Raw genomic sequence first — 15,423 nt, 5'->3', positions numbered from 1 at the left:
GGGAGGATGGAGGAATCAGGTGACCTCCTCCTCCAGCGGCGCCAGATCAACACTGACCAGCATATCATGGCGGCCCCCGCCAAGAATGATGCCACGCACCGGGCTGACATCATCGTAATCACGGCCCCAGCCAATCACCACATGTTCATCGGACACGATCAGGTTATTCGTAGGGTCGATATCCACCCAGCCATGTGCGGGACCAAGCCAGCATCCGACCCAGGCATGGGATGCATCCGTTCCTTCCCGCCGTTTCTGTCCCGGCGGAGGATAGGTGCGGATATATCCGGAGACATAGCGGGCCGGCAGGCCGAGCCAGCGCAGCCCGGCAATCACCATATGGCTGAAATCCTGACAGACCCCCGCTTTCTGGGCCACCACCCGCGAAACCGGCGTGTGCAGATCGGTAATACCGGCCCGGAATTTGAATTCCCCCCTGATCCGCGCCAGCAGATCGCGCAGCCCGGTCAGAATTGGCCGTCCTGGAGGAAAGCTGATAGCGACATAGCGGCCGGCATCCGGATCAGCGGGGGCCATCACACTGGGGAATACATATTCCGCCGCCTCCATGGCTGCACCAGCGCCCGCACGCGCCAGGGCCACCACCTCTTCCCAGGCAGGCGTCTCTTCATCGGGTGGAGGCGGCGGGAAGCAGGCTTCCACCACACTCTCCGCCATAACAGAAAAAACCGGATGCGACTGATCCAGCGAAATCCATGAGAGATGATTGCCGAAATGATCCCGTCCATCCACACGACGGGAGGGGGCAGGGTCGATGTCCAGCCCTGTCGTCAGCACGTGCTGCCCGCGGCAATCACGCGGCGTCAGATGCAGGATATGGCTGGCAAGATCGACCGGATCTTCATAGCGATAGCGGGTCAGATGGCGGACACGGAATTTCACGATACCACCCCATCTTCCTCCGCCAACCGCGGCTGTCCGACGGACTGGCTGGGCAGCAGGGTGAAATACTGACGGGTAATCTGGTCGGAAAGAGCGGCCGCACCTGTTTCCAGCCCCCGTAAACGCTTCGCCGCCGTCAGGGTGGCGGCATATGGATCATCGGCCTTGACCACGTCTCCGGCAATGATCACCGCCTCCTCGCCCAACGCGTTTGCGGCCGCAATCAAACCGACTGCCTCATCCGGCTGCTGTGCGGCCTCGGCAACCTGCATCAACCGCTCCCTGATCGCAACGAGCTGAAAAATCAGGCTGCGTGGATTGTCGGGATCGGCAATCACCAGATCCAGCGCAGGATCAGGCTGGATTGCTGTCAGATACCGGTTCCGATAGGTTATGGCGCTGTCGCATAATTCCAGTGCAACGCGCAGACTGGTCTCCAGCCAGGACGGGCGCGTATCCAGAACTGTTGCGAGCATGCCGGCGGACGTCCATGCCCGTTCGATCCGGCGTCCCAGCTCCAGAAACATCCAGCCGCCACCGCGTACCATATTTTCCGCCGCAGCACCGGAAACGGCCGTGCAGAAGCGGGATATTTCCGCCATGGCCTGCGCCATCTGATCCAGACTTTTGCCGGTGACCAGCGTCTCTGCCCGCGCACTGCGCAGGGTGGTGGTGAAGGTGGCATACATTTCATCGGTCAGGCGATCCCGCACCAGCTCCGTCAACCGGGCAACCCGACCCAGCAGAACTCCCAGCGCGCCATCCTCCCGCGTTGCAGATAACAGCCCGCTGGCCAGCAGACCGTGCGCGCCCGCCCCCACCGGCGATGACAGCAGGCCGGAGGTCGCCAGACATTGACCGAGCGTATCCAGCTCCACCATCTCATGCGGCAGCAGGAGGCCCCGATTCAACCGGGTCAATGCGGCACGGGCCAGCCTCGCATCGCTGTCCAGCCGCTCCACATAGCGCCCCAGCCAATACAGATTGTCCGCCACCCGGCTCGGTACGGCAGCCGCCGTGCGGCGTGGCGCCAGTCGTGTGACAACGCGCAGGGCGGGACCGGCCAGATCCTGATGATCATCCGCCAGCACCCAGACATCCTTGCTCATGCCATGGGAAGCCAGACGTGCGCCTCCCGCCTGCCCCTCCTGCACGACATAAGCAAGCCCACCCTGCATGGCACGCCATGAGTTACCATCCCAGGCCAGAAAGATACGCAGCGTGATCGGCCGCGGCGTCAGCCCGTCCGGCCCGGCGCAAGGCGCCCTGGAAGGTACCATATGCGCGAAGGCGGACCAACGGCCGGGATTCGCTGCAATGGTCTTCTCCAATGCGGCCCGCTCATCCTCGGACAAGGCACCGGCAATAATGGGGGGTTCACTGCTATCCATGGCCGAACGGAGCACCCAGCGGGACAGATCCTGCCGGACCTCCGCCCACGCCGTCTCACCCCCCAGCCAGAGCGATGGCACCTGAGGAATATGCAATCCCTCGCCCAGCATTTTTTCGGCCAGCAGCGGGATGAACGCGGCAAGGCCCGGAGCTTCCGCCATATCCGTGCCGGGGGAATTGGTGATGGTGACGCTGCCGCTGCGCGCCGCTTCCAGCAGACCGACCGTTCCCGGCCCCGGTGCAAGCTCCAGCGGGTCTACTGCCACACCCTCTGTCCGGCGGAGCACGACATCCACCGGTTGCAACCCGCGCAGGGTTTTCAGAAAAACCCGACCATTGCGTACGGTCAGGTCGCCACCCTCAACCAGCGCACAGGACAGCTCCCGCGACAGAAACATATGCTCGAACCATTGCGGCGAGCGATAGCCGGGCGTCAGCAGCACGATCATCGGATTGGACTGCGACTGTCCATCCTCGCTGCGCGGCGCAATTTCCTGCAACCGGTCAAGCCAGAAGTCGAAGAAAGGCCGCAACCTCCGCACATGGGCGACGCGGAATGATTCCGGCATCACACGGGCCAGAATGCGCCGGTTTTCCAGCGCATAGCCCAGCCCCGCACAACCGCATGTCCTGTCTGCCAGCACATGCCATCGCCCATCCGGCGCCCGGATCAGATCGGCGGAGTAGAAATCGAGCATTTTTCCCGGGGGAGTGCCATTCTGCCTGCCGGGAGGATAATCCGGCTGGCTGCGACAGGCGCGCAGAAAAGCCCGGTTTCCATACACCAGCGCCGGAGGCAGCCAGCCTTCCGACAACACCCGCTGTGGTCCATAGACGTCCTGCAATATGGCCGACAGCAGGGTGGCACGCTGTGCCAGCCCCCAGGCCAAAGTCGAGAACTCCCGTGCCGTGATGGGCAACGGCACCGGATCGCACCGCCACCCCTCACGCTCAACCGTGCCGGGAATCAAACTGGAGACGCCCTCCTGCTCGAACATACGGTCCAGCCGGCGGGCGCGCTGAGCGATGCCTCCATCCCCCAGCGCGGTCAGGGTTCCAAGGATGGAGCGCCAGTGGGGGCGTATGCTCCCCTGGCCATCCACCATCTCGTCCAGCCCTTCGACGACGCTCACGTGCCTTGTCCATCTGCCATGAACAAAGGTTTTAGCGGCGCATCAGGGGGTGTCCACCTTCTTTCGACAGCACATGCACAGTCCGGCATGCACCCACCCCCTCTGTCAAACAATCCCACCCTGTTCAGTGTCCCCGCCGCAGATCGAGCGTCCGCGGCTGTTCCGGGTTCGGCAGAAGACGGGGACGCTCCATCGGCCCGGATGTATGGCCGAACGGGAAGAAACGGGCGCGACGCCTCGCCTCGGCCTCGTTCGCATTCACAGGGAAACGATCATAGTTCCGTCCACCCGGATGAGACACGTGATAGGTCATGCCGCCCAGCGAACGCCCGGTCCAGCTGTCATACACATCGAATACCAGGGGCCCATGCGCCGGAATGGTGGGGTGCAGGGAACTGGGCGGAGACCAGGCCTTGAACCGGACACCCGCCACGTATTCGCCCTGCGTTTCGGTTTTCTGCAACGGCACCTCTGCGCCATTGCAGGACAGGACATAACGTTCCGCTGACCATCCGGTGACCCGTGCCTGCAAACGCTCGACCGCACTGTCCACGTAGCGTACGGTGCCCCCGGCAGCAGGCTCTTCACCCAGAATATGCCAGGGCTCCAGCGCATGCCGCAGCTCCACCACCATATCGCGCACGGCGATTTCACCGACCAACGGGAAGCGGAACTCCTGATGCGGCAGGAACCAGTCAGGGTCCAGACGCTGCCCGGCAGCGGCCAGATGTTCCAGCGCATCCTTCAGATCCTGCGCGACGTAATGCGGCAGCATGAAATCGTCATGCAGGCGCGTACCCCACCTGATCAGACGGCGCTCATAAGGGAACTGCCAGAATGCCGCCACAGCCGCCCGCATCAGCAAAGCCTGCGCTGCGGACATACGCGCATGGGGCGGCATCTCGAACGCCCGGAACTCGACCAGACCACGACGGCCGGAGCTGCTTTCCGGCGCATACATCTTGTCGATGCAGAACTCGGTGCGATGCGTGTTGCCGGTCACATCCGCCAGAATGTTGCGGAAAATCCGGTCCGTCAGCCAGGGCGGGGTGGGGCTGAAGGGGGAGACCCGTTCGCACGCGATCTCCAGCTCCCGCACGCTGTCCTCCCGCGCTTCGTCGATACGGGGATGCTGGCTGAACGGGCCGATGAACAACCCGCTGAACAGGTAGGACAGGCTGGGATGGTTATGCCAGAAACCCAGCATCGACTTCAGCAGGTCGGGCCGCCGCAGGAACGGACTGTCCGCCGCATGCGCCGCCCCCATCACCACGTGATTGCCGCCACCCGTGCCGACATGGGTGCCATCGAGCATGAATTTTTCGGTGGCCAGCCCGACCGCGCGCGCTTCTTCGTACAGCTGCTCAGTGCGCTCCACATGCACCGCCCAGTTTTCCGAGGGATGCACATTGACTTCCAGCACGCCCGGATCAGGGGTGATGGAGAAAGACAGCAGGCGCGGATCTTCCGGCGGCGCATAGCCCTCCAGCACCACAGGGCGGCCTTCAGCGCGGGCCGTGTCCTCCACCCGTGCGACCAGTTCCAGCCAGTCCTCCGCATCATAGAGCGGGGGCAGGAAAACGTGCAGCACGCCACGACGCGCCTCGACCGCCAAAGCGGTGCGGACCACATCCGGCTCATCCCGACCGATCACCGGCGCTTCCTGCCGGATCGGACGTTCAAGCCATGCACCGGGCGAGACATAAGCCGTCGCACCCTGTCGATAAAGCGCGCCCTGCCCGCTGCGGGTCGCATAGGCGGCCTCCATACCATCCCGTGACAGCCCGCCATGTCCCCAACTGTAGGCGGCACGCGGTGCGAACGGGTTTCTGGGCGCGAACGGGTCCACCGGGAAATCGACATCCAGACTGGACGGATCAGCCCATGGCAGGCTCTGCAACGGCAGGCGGAAGCCGATCGGAGCATCGCCGGGGATCAGGAACAGCGTATCGCCCCGGAAGAACCAGCGCCCGGACTGCCAGATACGACGCCCGTCGAGAATGGCGCGACGCAGTGGCAGGATACTGCCGACTTCCGCATCCAGCCCCTGCCCGAACACCCGCGCCAGCCTTGCCCGCTCCGCCGGATCGCGCAGCTTGCTGCCTTCCGCCAGAACATTGGCGGGCAGGCGGGATTCACGCCACAGATAGTAATGTATGTCCTCATAAGCAGGGGCAACCAGACCGGCATCGACCTCCAGCCGCTCTGCCAGCGCCCGCGCAAAACGGCGCGCATCATCCGGAGTCGCGTGATCAATCGTATCGTCATCCGCCAGCAGGGCCGGATCGGTCCAGACTGGCTCCCCATCCACCCGCCAGTGCGCATGGAGTGCCCAACGCGGCAACTGCTCACCCGGATAATGCTTGCCGAGCGCCAGATGCATCGCCGCACCGGGTGACCAGAGTGCCGTCAGACGACGCATCAGACGACCGGCATAAGCGCGCTTGGTCTCCCCGAGCGCATCCGTTTTCCACTCCGCAGATTCGAAATCGGTCGCAGAGACGAAAGTCGGCTCGCCCCCCATGGTCAGACGCACATCACCCGCGTTCAGCGCGCGATCGGTCCGTGCACCGGCAGCCAGAATATCCTGCCAGGTTTTCTCGATATAAGGTTTGGTGGTGCGCGGTGTTTCCTTGATCCGCGTCACGCCCATGGCGAAGTCGAATTCGGTTTCCACCTTCTCGATCAGGCCGGAAATCGGGGCTGCCGAAGCCGGTTCCGGCGTCGCGGCCAGCGGGATATGCCCCTCGCCCGCCATAAGGCCGGAGGTCGCATCCAGCCCGATCCAGCCCGCGCCGGGCAGGTATACCTCGGCCCAGGCATGCAGATCGGTGAAATCCTCATCCGGGCCAGCCGGGCCGTCCAGCGGCTTCACATCCGCCGTCAACTGGATCAGATAGCCGGAGACAAACCGCGCCGCGAAACCGAGATGCCGCAGCACCTGCACCAGCAGCCACGCGCTGTCGCGGCAGGAGCCAAGCTGCTTTTCAAGCGTTTCCTCCGGCGTGAACACGCCAGGTTCCATGCGGACGACGTAATTGACGCGCTCCTGCACCCGGCGGTTCAGATCCACCAGCATGTTGATGGTGGGCAGGCCGTCGCCTTCCCCATCCGGCCGCGGCAGTTCATCCAGAAACGCCTTCAGCAGCGGGCCTGCCTCTTCCTGACGACGGAACGGAGCCAGCTCATGCTCCAGCACCGGATCATAGGCGAAGGGCCAGGATTCAGCTTCCGGTTCCAGAAAGAAGTCGAACGGATTGATCGTTGCCATATCGGCGACCAGATCGACCGTCACATCGAAATGAGTGACTTTTTCCGGGAACACGACCCGCGCCTGAAAATTGCCCTGCGGGTCCTGCTGCCAGTTGATGAAATGCGGCTGAGGCTCAACCTTCAGCGCATAGGACAGCACCGGGGTGCGGGCATGCGGTGCGGGCCTCAGCCTGATGACCTGCGGCCCCAAAGCGGCAGGCTTTTCATACCGATAGGAAGTGCGGTGGGTAAGAGCGACGTGGATCGACATGAGGTGTCCAACTGTTTCACCGGCGGAATAGGTGGCGTGAAATGCCGTGCTTCCGGTTGTAAGGTGGAAGCAATCCTTGCGCCACCGCGTAACCAAACTTTCTATAGACCTCTCAGACAGCCGGCAGGCAGCAGCACAGGTTGACACACCGGGCCGCCCGGTCTTGCCTGATCGCCTCATGGGCCTGATCGTCTCATGGGCAAGTCTTTCCCTTGACGCCTCTGCTGCCCGGCACGGATATGAAAAGGCATCCGGCATGGCTTTCCTGTCACGCAGACCGTTTCTGAACGCGCTGCTCGGAGCAGGCGCAACCAGCGTCTGCGCACCCTGCACTGGCAGAGCGGCTGATTATAACCGGTTCATTTCTGCGAGTGATGGCATCCGCCTGCACATGATTGAGGCAGGTCCTGCCTCCGCGCCATCGATTCTGTTTGTGCCGGGCTGGTGCATGCCGGCCTGGATCTGGGACCGGCAGCTCACCTTCTTCAGCAGATATTTTCACGTTGCCGCTCTGGACCCGCGCGGACAGGGGGAGAGCGACATTCCCGCCACCGGCTATGATCCATGGCGACGTGGACAGGATATTGCTGATGCCATTGCCCAACTCGGCGGAGACACAAGCGCAGGCGTGCTGCTGGTGGGCTGGTCGCTTGGCGTGCTGGATGTGTTGGCCTATCTGCATGAGCATGGCGATGCGCGTCTTGCGGGGCTGGTGCTGATCGATAATTCCATTGGCGAGAACCCCGCCCCCGGAGCAGCCGGCGGCAAGCGACAGAGAGGCAGAAAAACACGCCCGCTCAATCGGCAGGCTGCGATGCAGGCTTTCGTGCGCAGCATGTTTCATACGCCACAATCGACCGCCTTCCTGGAACAGCTGACCCAGGATGCGCTCCATACTCCACCCAATGTCGCGGCGGCCCTGCTGCGCTATCCTGTTCCCCGCACCTACTGGAAAGAAGCCGTGTATGCGACTGCCAAACCGGTTCTGTATGCCGTGCGCCCGGCTTTCGAAGGGCAGGCCATGAATCTTGCAGCCCACCACCCCAACGCGGAAATCAGCATCTTCCGCACCGCAGGACACGCCTTGTTCATTGATGATGCCGACCGATTCAACGGGCTGATGGAATCGTTCATCACCCGGAAAGTCTGGCCCCGGACCGCCCTGAAATGAGTCTTCCTCTCTCCTCTGAGCACAGCGCCGGGTTACGACCAGCACCGCTGCTGGCACTCGCCCTGATTTCCGGGGCGGCCGTCGGATATGAAACCGCCCTGACCCGCTATTTCGCCGTCGCGAAATGGTCGGAATATGGGTACTGGGTCATTTCCATCGTCATGGCCGGTCTGGCCCTGTCCGGGGTTGCTACCGCGCTGGCCCGGCAGACGCTGACGAAATACAGTGCAGCCTTGCAGGCCATTCTGCCATTGCTGCTGCTGCCAGCAGCAGCGGGCGGTTATCTGTGTGTGACAGCCAATCCGTTCAATCCGCTCCAGTTGCAGAACCCGGCCACGTATGGACCACAGCTCTGGCTGATCGGGCTGTATTATGCGGCCTTGCTGCCGTTTTTCTTTCTGACCGGGCTGTATATCAGCCTGTCTTTCATCCTCGGCTCGGCCAGGCTGGGCAGGACATATGGCTATGATCTTGCCGGGGCGGGAGGCGGGGCACTGCTGGTGCTGATCCTGATGCAGCATGTGCATCCATTCCAGTTGATGCCCTGCATGCTGCCTTTACTGCTGCTGGCCTGCTGGTTGGCCGGGGCACGTCTGCCGCCACGACTGCGCGCCGCCCATACCGCGCTGGCTATGCTGCTGTTTGCAACAGGCATATTGGGGCTGCGTTACGACAGCGCGGCGTTCAACGATTTCAAGCCGATCTATGCCCCCCTGCATGTCGAGGGAGCACGGATGGTGCAGGAAGTCCGCTCCCCGCGCGGTCTTTACAACGTGCTGGCGGACTTTACGGAGCGGGTTGATACCGACATCTCCAATGATGCCGGGATGCTCAATCTGCCGGGACCGCCCAGAACCCTCGGCGTCTATCGCGACGGCAATCGCATCGCCGCTCTGCCACTGAAGGGTCCGGGGCAGCCGGGACTTGATGCACGCTATGCTCCTGCCGCCCTCAATGCATTGCCCTACACGCTGGAAAGCACAGCCCTGAAAGCGGGCGGACAGGTGTTGCTGATCGGCAGTGGCGGAGGATTCAGGATCACCGAGGCCGGAACTCTGGGAGCCACCCATATCATGGCTCTCGAACCTGACCCGATCCTGCGCAAGCTGATGCCGGGAGGTCTCGAACTGTCCGGCGCCAATCCCGTTGGTGTGGCGCACCGCCATCCGGCGACCTTTGCGGTGATCGACGTCTCGTCGGATTTTCTCGACGAACAGGAAGCCAATGCCCATGTCTTTACCCGTGAGTCGCTCGATACCCTGATCGGAGCGCTGGCACCGGGCGGGGTGCTGTCCCTGCCTGTTTCGATCCGTGAATTTCCCGCCTATGCCGTGCGATTGCTGGCGACAGTACGCGATGCGCTCCGTGCACGCGGGATCGATCCCATGACACATGTGATCGTGTACCGCTCGGCGTGGAACCTGCGCATACTGGTCAGCAATCAACCATTCTCCGCAGCCGCGATTGCCGCTGCGCGCCACTTTGCCGATCAGCGTTCTTTCGACGTCCCCTATTTCCCCGGCATTGATCTGCAGGCCGCCAAAGCCTCGATTTACAATGATCTGCCACCGGTTTCATTCGAGGATGGGTCGGTGGCCAGTGGAAGCGGTCCGGCCGATGCCGTGGCCGATGAAGCCTTGCCCGTACTGTCAGAGCGGGATGACGCCGACCTGAAGACCGGATCGCAGCGTGCCTTCAACCTCTCGCCTATCACAGAGGATCGGCCCTTCTTTTATTCCGTGCTGCGCCTGTCCCATCTCGGGACCATTCTCCAGCGTCTGGAAATGCTGCCGCAGCAGGAGATCGGGCCGCTGGTCAATCTCGCTGTACTGGCCCAGGCCGCATTGCTGGCCATGATCGTGCTGGTTCTGCCCATGATCCGTCCCCGCCGGATCGGCATGAGCGCCGGAGGCACGGCCCGCGCCATAGCCTATTTTGCCGCTCTGGGCCTTGGTTTTCTGTTCGTGGAGATTGTTCTGATCGACAAGGCTGCTTTCTGGCTGAATGACCGCGCCACCGCCTTTGCCGCCGTGCTCAGCATGATGCTGATTTTTTCCGGGATCGGCGCGATGCTGTCCGGACGTTTCACCAGCACGGCTGCTCGCACCCTGCGTATTGCCGCCGGGCTGACCATACTATGGTGTGCCGCTATCCTGTATGGCCTGCCTGCGCTGGTGCTGAACACGCTGGACTGGCCAGCCATGCTGCGACTGCTGCTGCTGGGGGTCGTACTCGCGCCGGTTTCCACCCTGCTTGGTCTGTTCTTTCCGCTGGGTCTGCACGGCACGCCGCCAGGACTGCTGCCATGGGCCTGGGGCGTGAACGGCGCTTTTTCGGTTGTTGCAACGCCCCTCGCAAATTTATTGGCTTTGCAGAAAGGTTATTCCGTGCTGCTGATCGGAGCCGCTATCCTGTATGGCTTGGCTGCCCTTCTGTTCCACACGCCTTCCGCCACCAGGGCGGAATTCAGGCAAGGATATTGACCCGCATGTTTTCCCGCCGCTCCCTGATCGTTACAGGAGCCGCCGCCGGTGCTGCTCTGCCCTTCTCCAGCAAGGGGCCACGCCTGTTTGCACAGGCCAGTGCCGCCGATGCCGCCGCCCAGCCGTGGACACTTGAACGGTTTGAAAAGGCGATGGCCGAATCTGGCCGCCCCTGCAAGATCGATCAGAAAGCCTTTGATGCCATTCAGGCCCGTAAACCTGCGGCGCTGCAACGGATTGAATCCTATCTGAAGGAAAGGCTTGGCCATGCCGATCCCGCAGTGATGGAAGCCTTCCGCCAATTGCCGCGTGAGTATTACCATTATCACTATGACACCCATACCCCGACCCCCAGCGCGGCTTATGAGGCCGATCCGAAACCCTGGGCGCTGGGCTACGGATCGGCGCTGTCCGACTATCTGGGACAGGCCTACATGTCTCAGGTCTGCGAGGCGAAGCCAGAGCATGTGACGCTGGAAATCGGCACGGGCAGCGGGTTCCAGAGCTCCCTTCTGTCCCGCATCGTCAAGCACAGCTACTCGATCGAGATTATCGAGCCGCTGGGTAAGGCGGTCGGGAAAATCTTCACGCCACTGGGCTATGACAATATCTCCAGCCGGGTCGGCGACGGTTATTTCGGCTGGCCGGAGGTCGAGGGGGGATTCGATGTCATCATCGTCACCTGCGCCGCCCAGTATGCTCCGCCGGATCTGCTGAAGCAGTTGAAACCAAATGGCCGGATGATCATTCCCATCGGGCAGCCCTTCAAGCGCGGGCAGATTCTCTACATCTACACCAAAGATGCCGAGGGGAAAGTGCATTCCCGGCGCGATGTCGGTGTGTTCTTTATCCCGATGACGGGCGCCATGATGAAAACCCCGCGTCCTTCCAGCGACAATACCCATGCGCAGAAAGCCGCCCCGACCGCGTCTCCCGCAACAACGCCAGAAAATGGTTCCAAAGCCGAATAAAGAACGGCGGATTTATGTGCAGCCCTACGCACTCTTTTCTGCCTTATGAGAAAGCGGCACGCTTGATTTTTCAGGCGGGCCGTTTTCTCTTCGCTTTCATCTCCGCCCGGCCCGACCGGAGGAGAAAACGGTTTTTCATACGAGCGGGATTTTCATGGATTTTTCGAGCACGCGCGTCCTTTGCATCGGCGATGTCATGCTGGACAGATTCATGCATGGCAGCGTGGAGCGCATTTCCCCGGAAGCGCCTGTGCCGGTTCTGCGTATCACCAGCACCCATTCCATGCTCGGCGGCGCCGGCAACGTTGCGCATAACATTGCCGATCTGGGCGGCACAGCCATTCTGGTCGGGCTGATCGGCCATGATGACACCGCCGTCGCGCTGAGAACCCATCTGGAGCGGGCGAGCGGTATCGTCAATGCACTGGTGGAAAGTCCCCATCGGCCGACCATCTGCAAAACCCGCTTTCTGGCCGCACAGCAGCAGGTTGTGCGCACCGACGATGAAAGCCATCTTCCAACCCAGCCCGCAGAAGAAACCCTGCTCCAGACCATGGTCGCCACGCATATCGCAGAGTGTGGCGCAGTCATTTTGTCGGATTACGGCAAGGGTGTACTGTCGCCTGCCGTGATCAGGCATGTGATCGGACTGGCGCGGCAAGCCGGTATTCCGGTTTTCGTCGATCCCAAAACACTGGATTTTTCGGTCTATGCCGGCGCAACCTGCATTACACCGAACGTCAAGGAACTCTCCGCCGCCGCCCATCAGCGTGCCGATGACGAGGCTTCCGTTATTGCCGCCGCCCGGATCGTCATGGGACAGGCTGGCGGTGCATCGATTCTCGCGACACGTTCCGAAAAGGGCATGATGCTGATTGAGGCCCCTTCTGATGGACGGCCCGATATCGCCATTCACACCGTGCCGGCCCGTGCGCGGGAAGTATTCGATGTCTCCGGGGCTGGCGATACCGTGATTGCTACCCTCGCCCTGGCGCATGCCAGCGGCCTGACCCTTGAAAGTGCCATGCGAATCTCCAACGCTGCCGCAGGTGTTGTGGTCAGCAAGGCGGGAACCGCTACACTCACTCTGGATGAACTACGTGCAGAACTGGATGAATCCGCCATCTCCAATGGCAGCACCGGCTCTGCCCGCAGCGTGGGAGAAGCACGGTCGCTGGTCAAGAAATGGAAGCAGCTTGGTCTGACCGTCGGCTTTACCAACGGATGCTTTGATATCCTGCATGCAGGCCATGTCACCCTGTTGAATGAAGCCCGCAGGCGCTGTGACCGGCTTGTCGTTGCGGTCAATACGGATGCCAGCGTTTCGCGCCTCAAGGGGCCAACCCGCCCGATCAATGGATTTGAAGATCGCTGCACCGTTCTGGCTGGGCTGCGGGCGGTGGATTGCGTCGTCGGATTTCAGGAAGACACTCCCCTTTCCCTGATCTCCCTTCTGCTTCCGGACCGACTGTTCAAAGGGGCTGATTATCGCGAGGAAGATGTGGTCGGCGGTGATGTTGTCCGCGCAGCAGGTGGGAAAGTAGAGTTGATCGATCTGGTACCGGGCCGTTCAACCACCGGAATCGTGCAGAAAATCTCGGCACCCCTCTGAATCGCCATCATCCACAGGGGAACGAAGAGGGGCCATAGTCGTTGGTCCTGATGAAAACCCGGCACGGTCCCGGCCGGATCATCAGGAAGGAATGCCAATGAAACGCCCTGCCAGCCTTGGTACCGCTCTCGTTCTGTGCCTTGGTCTTACTGCGCCCTTATCAGTGCATGCCGAGGATACGGTCACTGAAAGCAATCACCAGCAAACACATCATAAGCACCACAAAGCGCGTCCTGCCGCAAAAACCGGCACATCATCCAGCACATCGGATGGTGCCATGGGTACCGGCACAACCAAAGACGACAAAGCTGGTCTTCAAACGAATGTGCCGGGTGCCGTGAAAGAAAAAGCACCCAACGCGCAATAAGGAATGACTTACACATAGAGAAGGGGAGAAGCGTTGCCGCTTCTCCCCTTTTTTGTCGATCTGCAGTGCTGTCGATTAGAAGAACAGCATCGTGCCGGCAGTGAAGTTGTTGGAATGCAGGGCGGTATCGCCATGCGACTTCGACTGCACATAAGCATATTCGCCAACCAGCGTCATCCAGTCGGTGAGGCTGTAATACACGCCGCCCATGGCCGCTTCGTTGGTGCGAATCAGGTCGGGATTGATCTCACCCGGGGCCTGATTCAGATTGCTCTGACCATAGCTGGCGACCAGCTTGAGCTTCTTCGTGACGTTGTAGGTACCCTGGACGTAATAGCCCTCGGAATCACGCTTGCGGCCATTGGCGGCAATAGCATCAAAGAAAATGCCGGTCGTGCCGAGACCCGAACCACGATAGTAGTAACCAACCATACCAAACGGGCCGTAATTGGCTTTGATACCACCATCAATGGCGGCAGACAGCACGCTGTCACGTGTGTTGGCACCGACAATACCCTGCAGCTTCTGCTGCGGCTGCACCAGGAAGCTGCTCCACATGCGTCCGGTCACCGGGCCGAAAGCATAGTCATATGTGACCTTGCCCTGGAACATCAGCGTATCGCTGGACGAGCCTGTTACACCCGGCTGACCGCTGAAAGCATTGGTCACAGAATAGGGGGACATCGCACCCACGGTAATCTGTACGCCGCCGAAAGTGGGAGAGGCATAGCTGATCTGCGGCAGCCAGTCAGCATACACATAGCCAATGCCGATACGGCCAAGAGCCGTATTGCCAGGCATCGCATTGCCACCAGATGCACCCACACCGAGCAGGGTCGCATCGCTCAAGATCGCGTCGGAGCCGAAGATACCCAGATCACGACCAACCTTGACCGTGCCAAATTTCTTGGTGCCTGCGGTCACATAGACCTGACGGAAATCGATACCCGAGGTGCTGAGGCCGTAAGCAGACCCGCCACCATTGGCACCAAACTGCGTGCCGGTATTGGAGCTGTTGATACCCGGATAAATACCGAACACGGCAGACATATCGATACCGGCCTGGGTCGTGCTGGCCTTGAAGATCAGGGCTGCAGGCAACAGGCCGCCACGGATAGCGGAGTTATCCCGATTGGGTTGTGCAAGACCACCACCCACGACTCCGCTGCCAACCGCACCGGCGCTGTAGGTGTAGTAGCCGTTCACGAAGCCGGAGAAGTTCAGGTCGATGTCACCAGCGCGGATCGTGATCCCCTTGCCCGGCACATAAGGCTTGCTGCGGATGATGTTCGATGCCTGCAGGGAGGACTGGGCAGACTGCGCAGCGGCCTGAGCAGCAGCAGCGCTGGCCGCTGCGCTGGCGGCAGCCGCCTGCGCATCAGCACCGGCATCAGTCTGGGCGGCGCGGGCCGTGCGGCCCCTTGCAGCGCGGGAGCCTGTACCATGCTTGGCCATCAGGGCGCTATATTCGTTCTGGGTCAGGCTGCCCTTGGCACGCAGAATGTTCAGCAGATCGGTATAGTCATCTGCGAAGGCCGGGGTGGCTGTAAAACCAGCGCCGACGGCAATAACAGTGCTCACTTTGAGCCATGTCGAGAACTTTATCGACATTAAAGGACCCCCCAAATTTCGGTTTATTATTATTTCGTGATCCGACCATACCGCCTTGGCATCGTCAAGGTTAACAGAAGGTCATTCTCCCGTAATCACTCCACTGTTGCATTTTTGCACAGCATATTGTGTTAAAGTGATGTAACGCTGGCCCCACACTCTAATTTTTGCTGCGCTGCACAAATAAACGAACCGGACCGATTACTTATGTTGCACCTGCACAACACAGGGATTTCGGTCCACGCGGGCTGAAAGCA

Annotated in this window: 9 protein-coding genes; 5 read left to right on the top strand and 4 right to left on the bottom strand. The window is 61.3% G+C overall.

Annotated features, from left to right (window positions below; genetic code table 11):
- Window positions 1-15: 15 nt before the first annotated feature.
- The 3 genes from GbCGDNIH8_RS02680 to GbCGDNIH8_RS02670 form a co-directional block, all read right to left on the bottom strand.
- The gene (locus GbCGDNIH8_RS02680; RefSeq protein ID WP_072572006.1) at window positions 16-903 is read right to left on the bottom strand and encodes a transglutaminase family protein; all 888 of its coding nucleotides are present in this window, start codon (window positions 901-903) and stop codon (window positions 16-18) included.
- Window positions 900-3,428 (bottom strand): circularly permuted type 2 ATP-grasp protein, encoded by a 2,529-nt coding sequence (locus tag GbCGDNIH8_RS02675; protein ID WP_072572005.1) that lies wholly within the window; start codon window positions 3,426-3,428, stop codon window positions 900-902. Before GbCGDNIH8_RS02675 ends, GbCGDNIH8_RS02680 begins: the two co-directional genes overlap by 4 nt.
- 124 nt (window positions 3,429-3,552) lie before the next feature.
- A complete protein-coding gene (locus tag GbCGDNIH8_RS02670; RefSeq protein WP_072572004.1) occupies window positions 3,553-6,951 on the bottom strand; it encodes a transglutaminase family protein in 3,399 nt (1,132 codons plus the stop codon).
- 163 nt (window positions 6,952-7,114) lie between these two features.
- Here GbCGDNIH8_RS02670 and GbCGDNIH8_RS02665 point away from each other — a divergent pair, with 163 nt between their 5' ends.
- From GbCGDNIH8_RS02665 to GbCGDNIH8_RS02645, 5 genes are all read left to right on the top strand, one after another.
- A complete protein-coding gene (locus GbCGDNIH8_RS02665; RefSeq protein ID WP_172822880.1) occupies window positions 7,115-8,122 on the top strand; it encodes an alpha/beta fold hydrolase in 1,008 nt (335 codons plus the stop codon).
- The gene (locus GbCGDNIH8_RS02660) at window positions 8,119-10,605 is read left to right on the top strand and encodes a hypothetical protein (protein ID WP_072572002.1); all 2,487 of its coding nucleotides are present in this window, start codon (window positions 8,119-8,121) and stop codon (window positions 10,603-10,605) included. The genes GbCGDNIH8_RS02665 and GbCGDNIH8_RS02660 overlap by 4 nt, the downstream gene beginning before the upstream one ends.
- 5 nt (window positions 10,606-10,610) lie before the next feature.
- A complete protein-coding gene (locus GbCGDNIH8_RS02655) occupies window positions 10,611-11,576 on the top strand; it encodes a protein-L-isoaspartate O-methyltransferase family protein (protein ID WP_253736088.1) in 966 nt (321 codons plus the stop codon).
- A gap of 154 nt (window positions 11,577-11,730) precedes the next feature.
- Entirely contained in the window at window positions 11,731-13,188 is a 1,458-nt protein-coding gene (gene rfaE1, locus GbCGDNIH8_RS02650; RefSeq protein WP_072572000.1) for a D-glycero-beta-D-manno-heptose-7-phosphate kinase, read from the top strand.
- A gap of 97 nt (window positions 13,189-13,285) precedes the next feature.
- Window positions 13,286-13,555, top strand: coding sequence for a hypothetical protein (locus GbCGDNIH8_RS02645; RefSeq protein ID WP_072571999.1), 270 nt, complete (start codon window positions 13,286-13,288; stop codon window positions 13,553-13,555).
- 75 nt (window positions 13,556-13,630) lie between these two features.
- On the opposite strand, the gene GbCGDNIH8_RS02640 is transcribed toward GbCGDNIH8_RS02645, so the two are convergent.
- The gene (locus GbCGDNIH8_RS02640) at window positions 13,631-15,166 is read right to left on the bottom strand and encodes a porin (protein WP_072571998.1); all 1,536 of its coding nucleotides are present in this window, start codon (window positions 15,164-15,166) and stop codon (window positions 13,631-13,633) included.
- Window positions 15,167-15,423 lie beyond the last annotated feature (257 nt).

Source organism: Granulibacter bethesdensis (assembly GCF_001889545.1).
In the GTDB taxonomy this organism is placed as follows: domain Bacteria; phylum Pseudomonadota; class Alphaproteobacteria; order Acetobacterales; family Acetobacteraceae; genus Granulibacter; species Granulibacter bethesdensis_B.
Note: the sequence above shows the minus strand (reverse complement) of the source record. Positions and strands in the feature narration are given on the sequence as shown.